Origin of the sequence: Niallia nealsonii, assembly GCF_002835805.1 — a bacterium.
GTDB classification, from domain to species: domain Bacteria; phylum Bacillota; class Bacilli; order Bacillales; family Cytobacillaceae; genus Niallia; species Niallia nealsonii.
In genome coordinates this window covers 18,547-36,642 of the sequence record NZ_PISE01000015.1, presented here as the reverse complement: position 1 = coordinate 36,642, position 18,096 = coordinate 18,547, and the positions used below count along the sequence as shown (strand labels likewise).

Here is an 18,096-nt window from a genome sequence, read left to right as displayed (position 1 = left end):
ATACTCTAAAAACCCCTAATTTAGATTGACATTTTTATTGTTATTTACGATCCCAGAAACGGCTTTCTGCAATGCCTTTAATAAAGTCTGTTATATCTTTGGTGGAAAGATTAAAGACGCCAGGATCATTTAAATCGATGCGGATATTATCTAAAGACTTTTTATTCTGAACAAAAAAAGCAAGGGGCTTAAAATGTTTAAAGGACATTTCAATAAATTCTAAAGGCTTTTTATCTAATTTGTTATCACTGCTAATAAGCAAAGCTGCATCAAACAGGCTGCTGTCTGCTGTGTCATAAGTATCTGTAACTTTTACATTTTCATTTAGGGAATGAACTTTTTTATCTACAATACTAAAGTTTATTTTAGAAGATGCGAGTACTTTAACCCATTCGGTAATCTTATTTGAATCTGGTGCGCCATTTAAAAGTATGGCAACATTTTTTGTATCTGGTTTTTTAATAGTATTTGCCATGCTGAGGGCTGGTGATTTTTTATCAGACTTTACTTCATTATTTTCTTGTGGAAGCAAAGCGCCGATATTTTCAGAAACTTCTTCTGCTACTTGTCTATCAATATGATTTAACACAGCAATGGCATTGTCCTTCACTTGCTGAGACTTACATTTTCCTAGTTCAAAGCTAAGCGCATCTTTAAGATGTTGTTGTTCATAAGATGCAAGGCTATTATAGAATAATTTTGCTTGCGAATAAAAATCTAAAAAACTTTCACTTCGTTCACGTACCTTACGTCCATCCACCTTTTCTTGATAATGTTCATAACCACCTTGGCTTTCAGGTACTGGTTCTGGCTGATTATTATTTAAACTATTGCGATGGTAGCTTGTTTGTCCATGATGAATAGCCATTTGGTGCATACCATCACGCTGATTATTATGGAACGGGCAAACCGGTCTATTAATTGGGATTTGATGAAAGTTTGGACCACCTAAACGAGAAAGCTGTGTATCAGTATAGGAAAATAATCTTCCTTGTAATAAAGGGTCATTCGAAAAGTCAATACCTGGAACTACATGGCCTGGATGAAAGGCAATTTGTTCTGTTTCTGCAAAAAAATTATCAACATTCCGATTTAACGTCATTTTGCCAACAAGTTTTACGGGCACTTCTTCCTCAGGCCAAAGCTTTGTTGGATCTAATATATCAAAATCGAACTTGAACTCATCCTCTTCCGGAATTAGTTGAAGTCCTAGCTCCCATTCTGGAAAGTCTCCTTTACTGATTGCTTCATATAAATCTATCCGATGGAAATCTGGGTTTTTTCCGGCAGCTTTTTGTGCTTCATCCCAAACTTGTGAGTGAACGCCGAGTGCAGGCTTCCAATGAAATTTAACAAAATGTGCTTTCCCCTCTTTATTAACCAAGCGGAATGTATGGACACCAAAACCTTCCATCATCCGTAAGCTGCGAGGAATAGCACGGTCACTCATTGCCCACATAATCATATGCGCAGATTCTGGATTTTGCCCGAAAAAATCCCAAAATGTATCATGAGCGCTAGCTCCTTGGGGCACTTCTGTATCTGGTTCCGGCTTAACAGCATGAACAAAATCAGGGAATTTAATGGCATCCTGAATAAAGAAAACAGGCATATTATTGCCTACTAAATCATAGTTGCCTTCATCTGTATAGAACTTTGTTGCAAAGCCGCGTACATCTCTGACTGTATCACTTGATCCTCTTGAACCCTGGACAGTGGAAAAGCGCACAAAAACAGGCGTAATTTTAGAAGAATCATTAAGGAAGTTAGCTTTTGTGTATTTTTCTAAAGATTCATATACTTGAAAAACCCCATGTGCTCCTACTCCCCGAGCATGTACAATTCGTTCAGGAATGCGCTCGTGGTCAAAGTGGGTCATTTTTTCTCTAAAATGGAAATCTTCTAAAAGTGTTGGGCCTCTTAATCCAGCTTTTAAAGAAAATTCATCCTCTGCCATTTTGAGGCCTTGGTTCGTTGTTAATCCAGCTTTTTGCTCATTATCAATTTTAAAATTTTTTAACTGCTTTGTCTTTTTGTTTTCCACAAGAAGGCCTCCTCTAATTAGTTATGTAGTACAGTGCAAGTCTTTTCTTTCAATTCCCCTATTTTTTCTATGTAAAACATAAAGATATTTTACATTTCATTTATTTGAAAAGTAGGTAATTGGTAACGAAATGTATAAATGTGTTAAATTCAGGAATCTATCTGTCGATGTAAAGGTGATAATTATTTTTTTCTGTAAAAATAAAAAAGTTATTCTTTATAAAGTGAAACTTCAATCAGTAGGGGTTTGCTCTATCCCTACTGATTGTTGGTTGAACCAATTAGACTTTTACGGGCAGTTATACTCACCTAGATTTCGCGTTTCCTCTTATAACTTGAGGTGGGGAGATTACTGCCTGTTAATGCGTGATAAAGCGTTAACATTCAATACATTACTGCATTTTTTAAGAATTATTCTGTTTGAAGAGTAATGGCAGGGGAAAGAAAAGGAGAATTAGATTATGGGGTTGCAGGAATTTTTTAAGTGGAACAAAGGAACAGAACAAATAAGTTTAATAGAACAAGCAAAATCTTTAAATGGGAATATTTCTATTTCTAGTAAGAATGAGTTGCACTGGCAACTTCAGATTATTAATTTAACAGAAAAAGATTTAAGAATGGTTAAAGTAATCAAACCAATTGTGGAGAAAAATATTGATTGGGTGACAGAGGAGTTTTATGGGAATATTACAAAGCAACCTAATTTGTTAGCCATAATCGAAAAGCATAGTAGTGTAGATAGATTAAAAAAAACATTAAAAGTGCACATTATTGAATTGTTTAATGGTGACATCAATGAAGAATTTCTGGAAAAGAGAAAAAGAATTGCTCAAGTGCATGTAAGAATAGGCTTGGAAACAAAGTGGTATATGTCAGCATTCCAAGATTTATTTAATTCTTTAATAAAACTGGTGGAGAACATATTCGCTGACCGAAATGATGTAGTAATGGCGATTATGGTTATAGGAAAGTTAATTAACTTTGAGGAGCAAATAGTCTTAGAAGCCTATGAGGAAGAGAATAAAAAGATTCATGCAGTCTATGAAAGACAAAAAGATGATTTTATAAAAGAAGTAAGTATAACAGCAGAGGGTCTAGCAGCAATAGCTAATGCTACAAGTTTATCAATCAACCAATTAAATGTTCAATCAGATAATATGGTGTCCTTAGCTCAAGTGAGTTTAGATCTGGCTAATCAATCTGAACAGTATTCCGAAGAAGGAAAGCTGCAGCTAGATGCACAAAGCAGAAATATGGAGGATATCGATGAAAGCATGTCTGCTATTAAAAGAGACTCTCAAAACCTTCAGCAAATATCGGAGCAGATTATTGAAGTGATACAGATTGTAAGTAATATTGCTAGCCAAACTAATCTTTTGTCTCTTAATGCATCTATTGAAGCTGCCAGAGCAGGAGAGCATGGCAAGGGTTTTGCTGTGGTAGCAAATGAAATTCGAAAATTATCAGATCAAACGAAACAGTCTACGGAGAATGTGGCAAAGTTAATTGGAGAAACAAATCAGCAAGTTATGAATGTGGCTGTTTCCCTTGATAAGGTAAATACTTTGGTTGCACAAGGAATGAAGGGGATGTGTGATACAGATAAGTACTTTGCTGAGATCCTGAGAGCAATGGTTGAAACAAAAGATCAAAATAAAAGAATGGAAAAAGAAATACAAAATATAGCTATAGGGATAAAAGATATAGATGATATGTCAACAAAAGTAGCATTGTCTACAGAGGAGTTAAATCAAGTATCGGAGCGTTTTCAACAACGATTAAATTAAGAAACAATATAAGCATGTTGTTTAACGTCAGAATTTGCTTGTTTAAATGATTTTCAACTAAATATTCTTTCTTTACTAGATTTAGATTATAAATAGAGGAATGCTTATATATTCTAGGTCATTCCTCTGTTTATAATCTTGTAATTTAATGAAAAAGATAGAATTTAATCTTAGGAAATGGTCTGTGTATTAGACGGAGAGGCTGCATCTTCAGCCGTCTTTTTTGGCGGCCATTCTCCTATAAACTCTTCTACATCATAAGTAAGGAATTCCTGTAAACTTTCATTTTTATGTTCAAGGAAAAGCTCATCTGCAACAGCAGATACAATTCTTGGAATGCCATAGCGCATTCCTGAAAGAGCAGATGCTGATAAACCACAACTAATCAAGGCAGAATAATTGAAGGCAAAAAGACCATACAATAGTTTTTCTCCTTCTTTACCACGGCTTAAAAATGCAAAGCCAGGGCTTAAATATGGATGTGCATCAAGCAGTGGGCTAGCAACATCTTCTGATGCTTGGTAACGATCGCTCCAACGCGCAATATGCTTTTCAACACGTTTTAATTCAGGACGCAAGCCAGGGTCTGTCAATAAACCTGTACTAATGATAAGAAAATCAAAAGTGAACTTTCCTTGTGGTGTAGTTACTACCGCACCATCTACTGTTGCTTCTACATCTAGCCATGGAGCACCTAAATGAAGATTAAATCCAGGCCAAGATGTTGCACGGCTAAACGTATCATTTGTTGGCGGCTGGTTATGTTTGAAAAAATGGGAAATTGCCGTATATTTTTCGCTGTCGGATAGCGCAGGAAATCTTTCAATTAAACCAGATATTTCCATTTGACGAATTGGGTTGATACGAGGCATTTCTTTTCGGCGAACAAATACATGCACTTCTCCTACCCCTTCAGATAATGCAAAATTTGCGTTATCGTATGCTGATGCACCACCGCCTAAAATAGCAATCTTTTTCCCTTTTAGTTTTTCAAAATCGATATCTTTTGAAGTATGTGCATAAAGAGTTTTTGGAAGTTTATCTGATATAAATGATGGGACATGCCATTCTCCGCCGCCTTGAATACCGGTCGCGAGAATCACTTTACGGGCAAGAAGTTTGTCGCTGGGTGCTCCTGCTCCTCCAATATGAAGTTTGTGGACGCCTGTTTCATCGGGCTCAATATCATTTAGTGTTACTTCATTGATGACAGGCAATTGAAGTACTTTACGATACCACCGCAAATAATTCATCCAGTCTCCTTTAGGAATTTTATCTACTTTTTCCCATCCTTCTATACCAGTCTGTGCTTCCCAAAAAGATCGGAATGTTAAGGAAGGAACACCAAGATCGATGGATGTCAAATGTTTAGGTGTGCGCAGCGTAACCATACGGGCATAAGTTTCCCAAGGGCCTTCTAACCCTTCTTTATTTTCATCAATTATAAGAATATTAGAGATTCGCTCACGTAAAAGACCAAAAGCTATGCCTAATCCACTTTGTCCGCCTCCAACGATAACTACATCATAAACATGACCTTCAGGATGTTGGATAGGACGAACCCAATCTGGACCTCCAAAGTTAAGATAGGCTAAATCTGTCTTTACTCTTTTATTTAATGCGTCTAAGCTCATATGCTAATCATCCTTTCTTTTTTTACCGCGAAATAAATTTCCATCTCAAAAGTTCTATAATGTGGTTAATGATAACGATATTATTTAATTATATGTTCTTTTTGATAACGCCGTAATGTTAGTTTTGATAACAAACTTATACCTTGTTCATATCTTATCATTTCTATAATTTAATTGTATGTTTAATATATCTAAATTTTCTATAAATTTTTAGTTATTTAAACTAGTCTTGTTTTATAAGAATTAAATTTATTTTGAAAAATGTTTATTTTTAGATATTTTTATTTCGCATTGACCGTTTTTTAAATACCTTGATAAAATAACACATAGAAGTATCAATAAGAATTCGCAAACTCGTTTTGTAAAGCGAGTGGTGAAATTTTGTAGAGTCTGACTCTGTTTCGTTCACCCATTATCCTACCTAATTAGGATGATGGGTTTTTTTGCGTAAAAAGGAGCGAGGGAGAATAAATTAACTGAATGGAGGAATCTTTTTTATTATGAAGAAGTTAAAGTACTCGTTCTTCGTACTCGCTGGAGCGATTAGTTATGGTTTGCTTTCAACAGCTATTAAACTTGGAATGGAAAGTGGTTTTACTGTCAATGAATTAGTAGGAGGGCAATATCTATTTGGCTGGTTAGGGCTATTTTTAGTAGTGTTGGTTTCTTCGAAGTTCCGTTTATCGAAAAAATTAATTTTTTCCTTATTGCTGGCAGGTATTCCAATGAGTTTAACAGGCATTACTTACGGTTTTGCTGTAAAGGAATTATCGGCCTCCGTTGCAATTGTTTTTTTATTTCAATTCACATGGATTGGCGTCATTATTGAAGCTATTGCCAATAAAAAATTCCCAGGAAAAGATAAATGGCTGTCTATTTCTATACTATTTATCGGGACTCTTTTTGCAGGAGGAATTTTTAACGGCAGCTCCCTATATTATTCGGGAAGTGGTATAATCTTTGGTTTATTGGCAGCTTGTTTTTTTGCTTTAAATATCTTTTTTAATAGTCGTATTGCGACAAGAGTTCCGGCTTACACAAAAAGTTTTTATATGACAACAGGGGCGACTATTATAATCTGTAGTGTATTTCCTCCGACATTTCTCTCGAGCGGTGCTCTATTAGAGGGCTTATGGAAGTATGGATTTTTTCTTGGTTTATTCGGTGTTGTTCTTCCAGTAATCTGTTTTTCAATAGGAGCTCCTAAAGTGGGTGCCGGACTTGGGACTATTTTAAGCAGTGTAGAGCTGCCAGTAGTGGCCATTGCTTCTATTACATTCTTGCATGAAACAGTATCAGGGCTCCAATGGATTGGCATTTTTCTTATTTTGGTTGGAATTATTGTTCCAAATGTGTACTTTATAAAGAAAAAAAGACAACAGCAAGCAACCCATGTAGCATAAGGGTATTTCCATGTATCAAAACACATTATGTGAAAAATGGCTTTTACTTGACGGGTAAATTTCTTTATACTAAAATAAAGTTAACAATAAAATACTCCAAAGGGGAGTAGCTAACAGTTATGTCGTCAATACGTGATTTTTTTTAATCACCGGCCTAGCTGGCAACGATACGTTGTTTGCGAGACCTTTGCCTATACGGTAAAGGGATAAATATGTCTAATATAAACCTTTACCAATTATATGGTGAAGGTTTTTTGTTTTTTAGGAAAAACAGCAGATCGTTTCTTTTGTAGGGGGGGAGAAAAATCTAATTTTTAAGGGAAAGATAAAAAATAGGCAATAGATAATACTAAATTAATGGAGGAATTTCGATATGAAAAAATTATTTGCAGCATTGCTTACCTTTACTATTATGTTTTCACCACTAGGAAGTGTGATAGTTCAAGACCAAATAAAAACTGTTGAGGCAAAGTCCTATAAATCAGGAAAAAGGAGCTTTAATCAATCTAATAGCAATACAAATAATTCGAATACAAATTCTTTTTTTCAAAAGAAAAAGTCGAATGATACTACAACTGCAACTAAATCAAACAAAGGTTTCTTTTCTGGCGGCTTAATGAAAGGTTTAATGGTTGGTGGACTAGCAGGGTTATTATTTGGAAGTTTATTTGCGAATATGGGGGTATTAGGATCTATTCTAGGATTTATGATTAATGTATTCGCAATTGTTTTGTTAATTGGCATCCTTCGTAAAATATTTATGTACTTTAAAAATAAAAAGAAAGAAGAAGCAAATTCATGGAGAAACTAATTATATCTGAACAAGATATTATTAATGCTTTATGTGTATATACTTCTCGCAAAAAGCAAGTAAAACCAGAAGAGGTAGAAGTAGAATTAATGTATGATGACGATTATGGATTTTCCGCAGAAACATATGTCGGTGGGCGCAAGCAGATATTGATTACACAGAATATAATAGAAGCATTGCGTTTATGGATGGATGAGTATATGCATATTGACCCTTATATCGGAATAAAGCTAGAGCTCGATGATGAGATGGGAATTATTGCTGTGACTCAATAAAAAAATAACCAAAGTGCACCATGCACTTTGGCTGTTTTTTTTATTTGCTTTCTAAAAAGAATTTTTCAAATGTTTTTAATTGATCATCGAGTGTATAAGGATCTGTGAAAGAAGAAGACTCTCCATCTATTTCAAGCACGCGATTATTTTTTACTGCAGGAATATTTTTATACGTTTCAGATTCTTGGAAGGAGTTATCTGCACTAGAATATTTGCTGAATATAATATAGTCGCCTGCATACTCTGGAATTACTTCAGCAGATATTGTATAGTAGCCAGCTTTTAATGCATCTTTTTTAACTTTTTCAGGCATTTTCAATTGCATTCCCTGATACAATATCTCAGTTCCACGTGCCCAATTATTTCCGAATATATAAAGGTCTTTATCATAACCTTCCATTACTGTAACAGTAGCATCTTCGCCGATTTTCGCTTTTACTTTTTCTCCAGCTTCCTGTGCACGCTGTTTAAAATCATCTACCCAAGCAGTTGCCTCTTTTTCTTTATTTAAAAGTTTCCCTAATTCAATATGTTGACTTAAATAGTCTAATTTGCCCCAAGTATAGGTAACAGTTGGTGCGATTTCTTTTAATTTATCAATATTTTTAATATTAGATAAACCAATAATTAAATCTGGATCTAATTCGATAATTTTTTCTAAGTTTTCATCGGACACTTCTTCTGCATCTTTTAATTCGTTTTCGAAGCGAGGATTGGATTTAGACCAAACGTCTACGCCGGCAATATTTACACCTAATTTTAAAACATTTCCTGTAAAACCAGATAAAAGAATAACACGTTTTGGATCTGTTGGGACCTCAACAGGACCTGTTTCTGATTCATATGTAAAAAATTCTTCTTTTTCTTCTTTTTTATTAGTGCTTTCCTTTTTTTCTGAACTGCTACTTCCGCATGCGCTTAAAGCTAGAATTAACAGCAGAATAATTGAAAATAAAACCTTTTTCATGATGGTTCCCCCATAGTATATATATTTTTAGTAGTTTGACTATCGATAATAACAATGGTAAATCATTAGTAAAAATGATAATGATTATCAATATTATTTACGTTTTAAATATAAAGTCAGTTCAATAGATTGTCAATATATTTTCTGATTTTTTTGCTTTTAAACTAGCATGAAAGAATATAATATATTAGAATAAAGCTAATTGTTGATGTGAGCTTTTCTACCATATGTGTATTTTGTGAAAAGTGGAAAACGAAGCATTTTTTCATTAGAAAATAAAAAGAGGTCCTATTAATAGAACCTCCCAGATAAAGAAATAAAATAAACTATTCTCTAGTTAATGCTGGTTTTTCATTTTCTAAGTTTACAGATGGCCCAAAAAATTCATAGTGAATAGAAGCATCATTCACACCGATTTCTTTTAAACTTGCTATCACATTGTGCAAAAATGGAACAGGTCCACATACATAATAATCAGCATTTTTATCAGCAATATTGTTTTTTAGCCATTCAGTATCAATAACTCCCGTTTTGCGGAAATGGATATCTTTTTGATCTTCCTCTGAAGGATTGTCGTATAGATAAGATAAATGGAAATTGGCTATTTTATTTTTTAATTCTTGCAATTCCGTTTTAAATGCTTGAACCTTCCCGTTTCTAGCAGCATGAATAAAGTCTATTTCAAGATTTAATTGTTTGTCAGCTATGTCATTTACCATACTCATAAATGGAGTAATTCCAACGCCTCCGCTTAGGAAAACAAGCTTTTTGTTTTCGGAAAGGTTGTTTAAAGTAAACTCCCCTGCAGGTGCTGTAGCTTCTATTATATCTCCAATATCTATCTGATCATGAAGATAGTTGGATATCTTTCCTGCAGGTTTAGAGATTTCTGCTTCTCTTTTTACAGAAATACGATAGTGCTTTTTATTTGGGGAAGTGGATAAGCTATATTGACGATTAAATAAGAATTGCTCCCCAGGAATAGAAATACGGATAGAAATATATTGCCCTGGTATAAATGCTGGAAGAAAACTGCCATCTTCTGCTGCTAAATAAAAGGATGTAATGCATTCGCTTTCTACCACTTTATCAATTACTTTAAAGTTTTTATAATCAGACCAACCATCTTCTTGATTTTTTGCTTCTGCATACATTTCTTTTTCTATATTGATAAAGACATCTGCAATGACACCATAAGCTTCTGCCCATGCATTAATAATTTCATCTGTCGCAGCGTCTCCAAGAACCTCTTTAATAGATTGAAGAAGAAATTGTCCTACAATTGGATAATGTTCTGCCTTTACTGCTAGACTGCGGTGTTTATGAGCAATTTGCTTTACAACTGGGATAATAGTTTCGAGTTTATCGATATTTTTTGCTGCAGCTAGAACGGTATTTGCAAGAGCAGTCTGTTGTCTGCCTTGCTTTTGATTAGTATGGTTAAAAATATTTAGTAATTCCGGGTGAGCTTCAAACATATTTTTATAGAATACAGTAGTAATTTCTGTGCCGTGTACTTCTAAAACGGGAACGGTAGATTTAATGATTTCAATTGATTTTTGTGATAGCATACAAATAACTCCTTTAAAGTAGTATTTAAAATACATCTTTTATGTTTTTATACTAAGACTAAAAAAACTTAAAAGCAATATTTAAAATAAATCTTTTAAATCTTTATTTAGATAAGTTAACAAAATGTTCACATTTACACTATTTAAAACGTAAAAATATAATCAAGATAGGAGTAATAATCGTGAGGCTAACTAGTTATACCGATTACTCATTAAGAGTACTTATTTATTTAGGAACAAATACAGAGGAAAAGCTGGTTAATATAAAAGAAATAGCAGACACCTATAGTATTTCTAAAAATCATTTAATGAAAGTTACCTATAATTTGGGGAAAATGGGTTATATTGAAACGGTTAGAGGGAGAAATGGAGGCATGCGCTTAGCAATGGATCCAGTAGATATTAATATGGGAGAAGTTGTCCGTAAAACAGAAGAAGATTTTTATTTGGTCGAATGCTTTGAAAGTGGAAGCAAGTGCGTTATTACCCCTGTTTGTTCATTAAAACATATATTAAACGAAGCATTAAACCAATTTCTGAAGGTGCTGGATCAATATACTTTAGAAGATGTCATCGAAAATAATGTTTTGCTGAAACAGTATTTATCTGTTAAGTAGAATTCCGTATCTTTATTAAATAAGCAGTAAGACACCTACTAATTAATATTTACTTTATCAAAATGATATTTGGTGAGGCAATAAATAATGGAACTTAATAAAATCGATGTGGAAGAAAACCAAATTGTTCCACATGAAACAATTTGGTTCATAAAAGATCCATAGGGAGAATACCTTATTATTATAGATGATAAAATTATTGCTTATAAATTATCTAGTACTATATAAAGTACTAGATAATAAAAAAACCGAACAAAATTTTGTTCGGTTTTTTGCATCAATCAAAATGCAGTTTATAGTCTTCAGATTTAATCATCTTTAATTTTCTAGAGAATATATAAATAAGAACTGAATTTAAAACAATTGGAAGAACAAAGAAAATACTAATCATGATCGTTATATTTTGGGGAGTCCAGCCGCCATCTGCTAAGTGCATATAATTAAGTGGTCCTACTAGGCCAGACAATCCAAATCCAGCACTATAAGGAGTACCTTGAATATTTAATATTCCTGCCAAGGCACCTAAAACAGCTGCTGTAATCAGCATGGGAATAATAATTTTAGGTTTCATAAAAAAGTTGCGCATTTGTATTTTGGGAGATCCTAATACATGTGCTAATGCTGTTCCTAGTGCATTAGCTTTGTAGCTGGCAATTGCTAGACCAATGCCTGCAGCAACAATCCCTAAATTTGCAGCACCTGATCCAATTCCAGATAGTGAGATAACGGTAGCTACTCCAACTGTTGAAATAGGCGATAAAATGATAATACAGAAAACAACAGAAATAATGATACTCATTATAACTGGCTGCAATGATGTAGTTTTAGCAATAGCAACACCGATTAAACCAGTAGTTGATTTCATGTAAGGCAAAATCAAGTACCCTATCATACCAGGGATAAGAATGCTTAAGGTTGGAAGCAATAGAATAGAATATTCCTTTAGTCGATTTCCAACAAATTTCACAAATAAAACAGTTAATGCAGCAGTAATTCCTGTGTTGACAACAATGCCAATTCCATTTAGTGCAAATAAACCATCGGCGGTTTTTTGAATGGCGCCGCTGCCGACCATTGCAGCTATTCCAACACTTGCAGTTTGGATAGCTGTTAATTTAAACGATATCCCAATCATTACCCCAATCATAACTGGAAGAAGACTCATTATAATGGTTGTAATATCTAATATATGCTGTAAAAAAGGAAAGTTAGGAATCAGTAATTTTAAGATTTCCCCTAATAAGGCATTAGGGATTAAAGATACAACAATACCAATACTCATTCCTGTTAATAATTTATTGAAAAACTCTTTCATGCCAAATTACTCCAATCAGATTCATTATTTTGGAGTTAATTATAAAAAATATTCAGAAAAGCGTCAACAATTATTTTTTAACACTTCAACGCGAAAAAGGAATATTGTGTATAAAAGATATATCAGTATATTTTTAGCGTAAATATGTATTTTGCAAAAAATATACTAATTACTTTCTCTGTTTGTTACAATAAAGTGAAACTTCAAGCAGAGAAATTTTAATATTGCATTAACGAAAAAGAAGCCTAAATTGATTGAGGTTTCACTTTATTTATCATTAACCTATTAAGCTTTGACTGGTAAGTTTCTAATCATCTAGAAATGCCTATTTAAGCTTTTAGACAGGGATTTACTATTTATAAAATATGAATAGTTGTCGGAAATTTATCAGTAGAATAAAGGTGTTTATACAATGGAAAAATATAAGAACATTAATATAAAGCATTACTATAATTTCATACTAGCAATTATTGTACTTCTGATATTAGGAATTATATCAAGCTATGAGCATTTTACGGTGGAATACATGCTTTTATTAGCAATAGTCATGGTGATATCTATTTTATTGCTGATTTATCCTAAATATGAAACATTTTTAATGAGAGTAGGCATTATATTATCTGGTACTATATACTTTTATTCTTTGTTTTATATTTATCCGGAAACATGGTCAACTTTTATTTTTATTTGTTTTATACCTGCTTTATCCATTCTTTTTTTTGATGTAAAATTATTTTATTTCTCTAGCGTTTTAAACAGTCTATTATATGCTCTTATCTACAGCTATATTATTTTATTTGAAGGCAATCCAGCATTTAACTATATGAGGATAGATATCATTGGCAATATTACAAACTTTCTTGGGAGTCAAACAATCATATTTTTTATTTTTCAGCTTACTCATAATCGAATTAAGCAGCAGCAGCTATATTATGAACACTTGCAGCAATCAGAAAAACTAAAGACAACATGGCAGCTTGCTGCGGCAGTTGCCCATGAGATAAGAAATCCCCTGACTGTAGTAAAAGGTTTTTTACAATTGTATGAATCAGATGCTTCAACTCCTTCAGATAGAAAAAGTACCTATCGTTTAATGATGGATGAATTAAATATGGCTGAAAAAGTAATCTCGCAATTTTTGATGGTAGCAAAACCAGATACAGGAGAGAAAAATACAGAAATTATAGATGTGGGCCAAGAACTTCAGAATATAGTAGATTTAATGAAATCTTATAGTTTCTTAAATGATAGCGAATTTTTCTTAGAGTTAGAAAGTGACTGTCAAATTAATATGGACGCTATGGAATTTAAGCAGTTGTTTATTAATATAATTAAAAATGCAATTGAGGCATCTAGTCATGGCCAGACTATTAAAATCGTTAATGAGAAGGAAAATAATTATATCTATATAAATGTGATAGATAGTGGTCATGGAATGACAAAAGAAGAGCTGCAATCCTTAGGAACTCCTTTTTATTCTTTAAAGAGCAAAGGCACTGGTCTAGGGATGATGATTTGTTATAATATCGTTCTTAAATATCAAGGAACGATGGATATTAAGAGTGAAAAGGAGAAGGGTACTGCTGTAACAGTTAAATTTCCTGCATGTAGTATATAAGATTATGGATATGAAAATAAGGGGCAAAGCGACTTCGACAGTCTCTTTGCCCCTTATTTTTTCAATCCATGAGCCATTCCATAGAAAGCTAATTGGATATCAGAAAAGAAGAATCAGAAAAAATATTAAATAATTATTTTTTTAATAGCAAATAGATAAAATAGGGAGCTCCAATAAAAGCCACTACGATACCTGCTGGAATTCCATCTGGACCCACTATATTTCGACCAATGGTGTCTGCTAATAAAAGAAGCCAGCCTCCAATAAGTATAGCAACAGGAAGAAATAGTTGATTTCTAGGGCCTACTAGCGCCTTTGCAATATGTGGTGCCATTAAGCCGATAAAGAAGATGCTGCCTGCGACAGAAACAGCGGCAGAAGCCAAGGCGATTGCTGCAATAAGCAAGGTTACTCTTTCTTTATTGATGGATACACCAAGTCCAACTACAACAGGCTCGTTTAAACTTAAGAGATCTAATCGTTTTGCTTTATAAAAAACAAATGGAATAAGTATAATCAGCCATGGAAGGATAGAGTAAATAAAAATCCAATCAGATCCCCAAATATTACCAGAAAGCCATTTGGCAATAAAATCTACCTTTTCACGTTCTGCTGAAGAAATAAGAACAATCATTATTCCCGAAAGTGCCATGGAAAAGCCTACACCTACTAATACAAGTCTAATTGGCTGAAAACCAGTAGCCCGCTTATAAGAGAAAAAGTAAATAAGCACAGAAGTAAAAAAAGCACCAGCAAATGCAAATATAGGGATCAAATAGGTAAAGCTGCCCGCTTCTATAGGGAAAAATAAGAAAAATACTGCTACAGCGACACCAGCTCCAGAGTTAATACCGATGATACCAGGCTCAGCTAAGTCATTTCGGGTAATGCTCTGCAAAATAGCACCAGAAAGAGCAAGAGCCATACCAGCTAAAAAAGTAATAATAATTCTAGGCAAACGAATGGAAAAGAGCACAAATTCTTCTTTAAAAGTGCCATTTCCCAAAAAGGTAGGTAGCAAACGGTTATAAGATAAGGAAGAAGCACCAATGCCTAAACTAATAAAAATGGTAAAAATAGTTAATGCGGATAATATGATTAAGATTAATTGCTGTTTTTTTATAACACTTGGATGTATCATCAGTATCCTTTTCCCCCTTTGTTGACAATAAGCAGGAAGAAGGGCAATCCTAGCATGGCTACAATTGCGGCAATTGGTGTTTCATAAGGGGCATTAATTATTCTTCCTAATGTATCGGCAGCTAGCATAAATGTTCCTCCAAAAATAGCTGACATTGGAATAATATAGCGATAATCTGTTCCTACAATAGCACGTACAATATGTGGAATCATAAGTCCAATGAAAGCCATATTTCCAACAAGTGCTACGGAGGCGCCGGCTAGAATTGTAATAACTATAAACAGAATTATTTTGACATATTTTGTTTTTTGCCCTAAACCAACGGCTACTTCTTCGCTTAAACTTAAAATAGTCAGTTGGCGTGAAAGGAAACAGGATATAAATATCCCAATTAGAATAAATGGAATAATTAATTGCAGCTGTCCCCAAGTAGTTCCTATTAAACCGCCAGACGTCCACATAGAAATATTTTTGGACAATTTAAAAATAAGGCCAATTCCTTCAGCAACTGCTGTTAAAAAAGCAGAAATAGCAGATCCTGCAAGAATGAGTTTAAATGGAGATAAGCCCTGCTTTTTAACAGCTCCAATTCCAAAAACTAGCAAGGTGCCAAGAGCTGCTCCGATAAAACAAGCAATCATTATACTGAAATAATTGGCAGATGGAATAAATGCTAAAGTTAAAGCAAGGGCAAAGTTTCCTCCTGCGGTTAAGCCTAATAAGCCTGGGTCAGCTAAAGGGTTTCGTGTAATTCCCTGCATAATGGCTCCAGATACGGCAAGAGCTGCCCCTACGGTAATAGCGCCAACTTCTCTTGGCAGACGAATTTCACGAAGAAGAGTTATATTATCGCTTTTTATTTTAGTAGTAAGAGCCAGCCAAACATCTTTAATAGACGCATCTGCGGCTCCAAAAACCATCGCTACAAAAAATACGGCGATAAATAAAAGGATTGCTATTATAAATTTCCATGCAATGAACTGGGTAAAGGTCGTGTTTTTTGTCATTTATCATCTTTCTTTCTGTAGTTTAGAAGTATAATGAAGAAGTTTAAATTCTAAAAAGAAAGTAGCAATTCTTTTGTAGAAACTGCTACTTTTTGGTATGGTTTTGTTATTTTAATAGAATAATTATTTTCCTAAAAAGTGTTCTTTAAAGAAATCTAGTTGAAAATCAAGTGTCAGTGGATCATTAAAGTAGAACTCGCTTGCGTTTGCTTCAAAAACATGGTTATTCTTTACTGCTGGCATATCTTTATATGTTTGGGTATCTTGGAAGGAATTATCTTGATCATTATATTTGCTGATTACTAGATAATCTCCTACGTATTCAGGCAGAACTTCTGATGAAATAGCATAATAGCCATCTTTAAGTGCCATTTCTTCTACTTTTTTCGGCATTTTCAGTCCCATTTCTTGATAAAGAATCTCTGTTCCACGGCCCCAGTTATTTCCGAATACATACATTTGCTTATTAAAATTTTCAACGACAGTAACCGTTGCATCTTCGCCAATTTTTGCTTTGATCTCTTTTCCGGTACTCGCTGCACGTTCTTTAAAGTCATCAATCCAATCTTGTGCTTCTTTCTCTTTGTTTAATACTTTCCCAATTTCTAATTGTTGTGTAAGATAATCAACTTTTCCATAGGTAAAGGTTACAGTAGGTGCAATTTTCTTTAATTTATCCATATTTTTAACATTGTCTAAACCAATAATTAAATCTGGATTTAATTCAATTATTTTTTCTATATTCTCATCGGATATTTCTTGTGCACCTTTTAAACCTTCTGCGAAACGAGGATTTGCTTTTGACCAGGAATCCACTCCCACTATATTAACGCCTAATGACATAACACTCCCAGCAAATGATGATAATACTACAACACGCTGCGGGTTTTTTGGTACTTCAATTGGACCATCTTCCGACTGATAGGTAATGGTTCCAGATTTTTCTTTTTCATTTTCTTTGCCGTTTTTTTCATTTGTGTTGCCGCATGCACTAATAACTAACGCTAAGATTAGAATAAACGGGACTAAAAGCTTCTTCATAGTTGTTTTCTCCTTTAATTAAGTGATAAGTAAGGCACATAGGTTTTTTTGTTCTTGGATCCCGTCCTATTACAGCATCAATTTGGAAAACTTTTTCTAACACCTCATGTGTAATTACTTCTTCACAATTGCCTGCTTTTACGACTTCCCCTTCTTTTAAGGCGATAATATAGTCAGCAAAGCGTGCAGCTTGATTTAAATCATGCAGAACCATAATAATGGTGCGATCTTGCTCACGATTTAATTTTTGCAGGCATTCTAGTACTTCCAGTTGGTGAGCCATATCTAGATACGTTGTTGGTTCATCAAGGAAAATGATATCCGTTTCTTGGGCTAAGGCCATGGCTATCCATACGCGCTGTCTTTGTCCTCCAGAAAGTGCATCAACAGGTCGATATTTAAATTCAGAAGTACCAGTTGCATCTAATGCCCAATCAATAGCTTCGATATCCTTTTTGGTTAATTTGCCGAAACCTTTTTGATGCGGGAATCTGCCGTACGATACTAATTCTCCAACCGTTAATCCTGATACACTTTCTGGCGTTTGTGGAAGAATGGCCATTTTTTTTGCTAAAGTCTTTGTGTTTATTTTGGAAATTTCTTCTCCATCTAATAGAGCAGAGCCGGATTGGTGGGGGATAATCCTAGTAATTGCTTTTAAAAGAGTGGATTTTCCACATCCATTCGAGCCAATAATAGTAGTAATTTTTTTGTCCGGTATTTCTACACATAGGTTTTTTACAATTAAACGCTCACCATAGCCAATGCTGATATCTTCTGTATATAGACGAACCATAATAGCCTCCTTAACGAACCGTATTTACCATCTCAATGAGAATGATAATCAATAATGAATAGTTAAATAA

The 18,096-nt window shown here is 34.0% G+C and carries 15 protein-coding genes; 6 read left to right on the top strand and 9 right to left on the bottom strand.

The window, feature by feature from the left end; translation table 11 throughout:
• Positions 1 to 40 precede the first annotated feature (40 nt).
• On the bottom strand, positions 41 to 1,957 hold the full coding sequence (locus CWS01_RS07450; RefSeq protein ID WP_407938545.1) for a catalase: 1,917 nt from the start codon (positions 1,955 to 1,957) through the stop codon (positions 41 to 43).
• Positions 1,958 to 2,504: 547 nt separating this feature from the next.
• On the opposite strand from CWS01_RS07450, the gene CWS01_RS07445 reads away from it, so the two are divergent.
• Positions 2,505 to 3,830: a globin-coupled sensor protein gene (locus CWS01_RS07445; protein ID WP_101176565.1), complete on the top strand. Its 1,326-nt coding sequence runs from the start codon at positions 2,505 to 2,507 to the stop codon at positions 3,828 to 3,830.
• 170 nt (positions 3,831 to 4,000) lie between these two features.
• Here CWS01_RS07445 and CWS01_RS07440 read toward each other — a convergent pair whose 3' ends face one another.
• Positions 4,001 to 5,464 carry an NAD(P)-binding domain-containing protein gene (locus tag CWS01_RS07440; protein WP_101176564.1) on the bottom strand — a complete coding sequence of 488 codons (1,464 nt, stop codon included), beginning with the start codon at positions 5,462 to 5,464 and terminating at the stop codon, positions 4,001 to 4,003.
• Positions 5,465 to 5,964: 500 nt separating this feature from the next.
• Here CWS01_RS07440 and CWS01_RS07435 point away from each other — a divergent pair, with 500 nt between their 5' ends.
• The 3 genes from CWS01_RS07435 (at position 5,965) to CWS01_RS07425 (ending at position 7,953) form a co-directional block, all read left to right on the top strand.
• The gene (locus CWS01_RS07435) at positions 5,965 to 6,867 is read left to right on the top strand and encodes an EamA family transporter (RefSeq protein ID WP_101176563.1); all 903 of its coding nucleotides are present in this window, start codon (positions 5,965 to 5,967) and stop codon (positions 6,865 to 6,867) included.
• Positions 6,868 to 7,240: 373 nt separating this feature from the next.
• Positions 7,241 to 7,678 (top strand): hypothetical protein, encoded by a 438-nt coding sequence (locus CWS01_RS07430; RefSeq protein WP_101176562.1) that lies wholly within the window; start codon positions 7,241 to 7,243, stop codon positions 7,676 to 7,678.
• Positions 7,666 to 7,953, top strand: coding sequence for a YxcD family protein (locus tag CWS01_RS07425; protein ID WP_101176561.1), 288 nt, complete (start codon positions 7,666 to 7,668; stop codon positions 7,951 to 7,953). Before CWS01_RS07430 ends, CWS01_RS07425 begins: the two co-directional genes overlap by 13 nt.
• Positions 7,954 to 7,993: 40 nt before the next feature.
• On the opposite strand, the gene CWS01_RS07420 is transcribed toward CWS01_RS07425, so the two are convergent.
• Both CWS01_RS07420 and hmpA read right to left on the bottom strand, forming a co-directional pair.
• On the bottom strand, positions 7,994 to 8,920 hold the full coding sequence (locus CWS01_RS07420) for an iron-hydroxamate ABC transporter substrate-binding protein (protein WP_101176560.1): 927 nt from the start codon (positions 8,918 to 8,920) through the stop codon (positions 7,994 to 7,996).
• 326 nt (positions 8,921 to 9,246) lie between these two features.
• Positions 9,247 to 10,491, bottom strand: coding sequence for an NO-inducible flavohemoprotein (gene hmpA, locus CWS01_RS07415; protein ID WP_101176559.1), 1,245 nt, complete (start codon positions 10,489 to 10,491; stop codon positions 9,247 to 9,249).
• Between the two features lie 182 nt (positions 10,492 to 10,673).
• On the opposite strand from hmpA, the gene CWS01_RS07410 reads away from it, so the two are divergent.
• Positions 10,674 to 11,108, top strand: a complete 435-nt coding sequence (locus CWS01_RS07410) for an RrF2 family transcriptional regulator (protein ID WP_101176558.1) — start codon at positions 10,674 to 10,676, stop codon at positions 11,106 to 11,108.
• A gap of 277 nt (positions 11,109 to 11,385) precedes the next feature.
• On the opposite strand, the gene CWS01_RS07405 is transcribed toward CWS01_RS07410, so the two are convergent.
• Positions 11,386 to 12,423, bottom strand: coding sequence for a PTS transporter subunit IIC (locus CWS01_RS07405; protein ID WP_101176557.1), 1,038 nt, complete (start codon positions 12,421 to 12,423; stop codon positions 11,386 to 11,388).
• 412 nt (positions 12,424 to 12,835) lie between these two features.
• Here CWS01_RS07405 and CWS01_RS07400 point away from each other — a divergent pair, with 412 nt between their 5' ends.
• Positions 12,836 to 14,041 carry a sensor histidine kinase gene (locus tag CWS01_RS07400; RefSeq protein WP_101176556.1) on the top strand — a complete coding sequence of 402 codons (1,206 nt, stop codon included), beginning with the start codon at positions 12,836 to 12,838 and terminating at the stop codon, positions 14,039 to 14,041.
• Between the two features lie 133 nt (positions 14,042 to 14,174).
• On the opposite strand, the gene CWS01_RS07395 is transcribed toward CWS01_RS07400, so the two are convergent.
• The 4 genes from CWS01_RS07395 to CWS01_RS07380 form a co-directional block, all read right to left on the bottom strand.
• Positions 14,175 to 15,182, bottom strand: coding sequence for a FecCD family ABC transporter permease (locus tag CWS01_RS07395; protein ID WP_101176555.1), 1,008 nt, complete (start codon positions 15,180 to 15,182; stop codon positions 14,175 to 14,177).
• Positions 15,182 to 16,189, bottom strand: a complete 1,008-nt coding sequence (locus tag CWS01_RS07390; protein ID WP_101176554.1) for a FecCD family ABC transporter permease — start codon at positions 16,187 to 16,189, stop codon at positions 15,182 to 15,184. The genes CWS01_RS07395 and CWS01_RS07390 overlap by 1 nt, the downstream gene beginning before the upstream one ends.
• 123 nt (positions 16,190 to 16,312) lie before the next feature.
• Positions 16,313 to 17,230, bottom strand: a complete 918-nt coding sequence (locus tag CWS01_RS07385; RefSeq protein ID WP_101176553.1) for an iron-hydroxamate ABC transporter substrate-binding protein — start codon at positions 17,228 to 17,230, stop codon at positions 16,313 to 16,315.
• The gene (locus tag CWS01_RS07380; protein ID WP_101176552.1) at positions 17,181 to 18,026 is read right to left on the bottom strand and encodes an ABC transporter ATP-binding protein; all 846 of its coding nucleotides are present in this window, start codon (positions 18,024 to 18,026) and stop codon (positions 17,181 to 17,183) included. The genes CWS01_RS07385 and CWS01_RS07380 overlap by 50 nt, the downstream gene beginning before the upstream one ends.
• Between the last annotated feature and the right edge of the window lie 70 nt (positions 18,027 to 18,096).

What these genes read in the sequence shown, in the direction of transcription:
- CWS01_RS07425 (WP_101176561.1), top strand. Translation starts at nt 7,666, where the DNA reads ATGGAGAAACTAATTATATCTGAACAAGATATTATTAATGCTTTATGT.
- CWS01_RS07445 (WP_101176565.1), top strand. Translation starts at nt 2,505, where the DNA reads ATGGGGTTGCAGGAATTTTTTAAGTGGAACAAAGGAACAGAACAAATA.
- CWS01_RS07380 (WP_101176552.1), bottom strand. Translation starts at nt 18,026, where the DNA reads ATGGTTCGTCTATATACAGAAGATATCAGCATTGGCTATGGTGAGCGT.
- CWS01_RS07385 (WP_101176553.1), bottom strand. Translation starts at nt 17,230, where the DNA reads ATGAAGAAGCTTTTAGTCCCGTTTATTCTAATCTTAGCGTTAGTTATT.
- CWS01_RS07430 (WP_101176562.1), top strand. Translation starts at nt 7,241, where the DNA reads ATGAAAAAATTATTTGCAGCATTGCTTACCTTTACTATTATGTTTTCA.
- hmpA (WP_101176559.1), bottom strand. Translation starts at nt 10,491, where the DNA reads ATGCTATCACAAAAATCAATTGAAATCATTAAATCTACCGTTCCCGTT.
- CWS01_RS07420 (WP_101176560.1), bottom strand. Translation starts at nt 8,920, where the DNA reads ATGAAAAAGGTTTTATTTTCAATTATTCTGCTGTTAATTCTAGCTTTA.
- CWS01_RS07435 (WP_101176563.1), top strand. Translation starts at nt 5,965, where the DNA reads ATGAAGAAGTTAAAGTACTCGTTCTTCGTACTCGCTGGAGCGATTAGT.
- CWS01_RS07390 (WP_101176554.1), bottom strand. Translation starts at nt 16,189, where the DNA reads ATGACAAAAAACACGACCTTTACCCAGTTCATTGCATGGAAATTTATA.
- CWS01_RS07450 (WP_407938545.1), bottom strand. Translation starts at nt 1,957, where the DNA reads ATGGCAGAGGATGAATTTTCTTTAAAAGCTGGATTAAGAGGCCCAACA.
- CWS01_RS07400 (WP_101176556.1), top strand. Translation starts at nt 12,836, where the DNA reads ATGGAAAAATATAAGAACATTAATATAAAGCATTACTATAATTTCATA.
- CWS01_RS07395 (WP_101176555.1), bottom strand. Translation starts at nt 15,182, where the DNA reads ATGATACATCCAAGTGTTATAAAAAAACAGCAATTAATCTTAATCATA.
- CWS01_RS07440 (WP_101176564.1), bottom strand. Translation starts at nt 5,464, where the DNA reads ATGAGCTTAGACGCATTAAATAAAAGAGTAAAGACAGATTTAGCCTAT.
- CWS01_RS07405 (WP_101176557.1), bottom strand. Translation starts at nt 12,423, where the DNA reads ATGAAAGAGTTTTTCAATAAATTATTAACAGGAATGAGTATTGGTATT.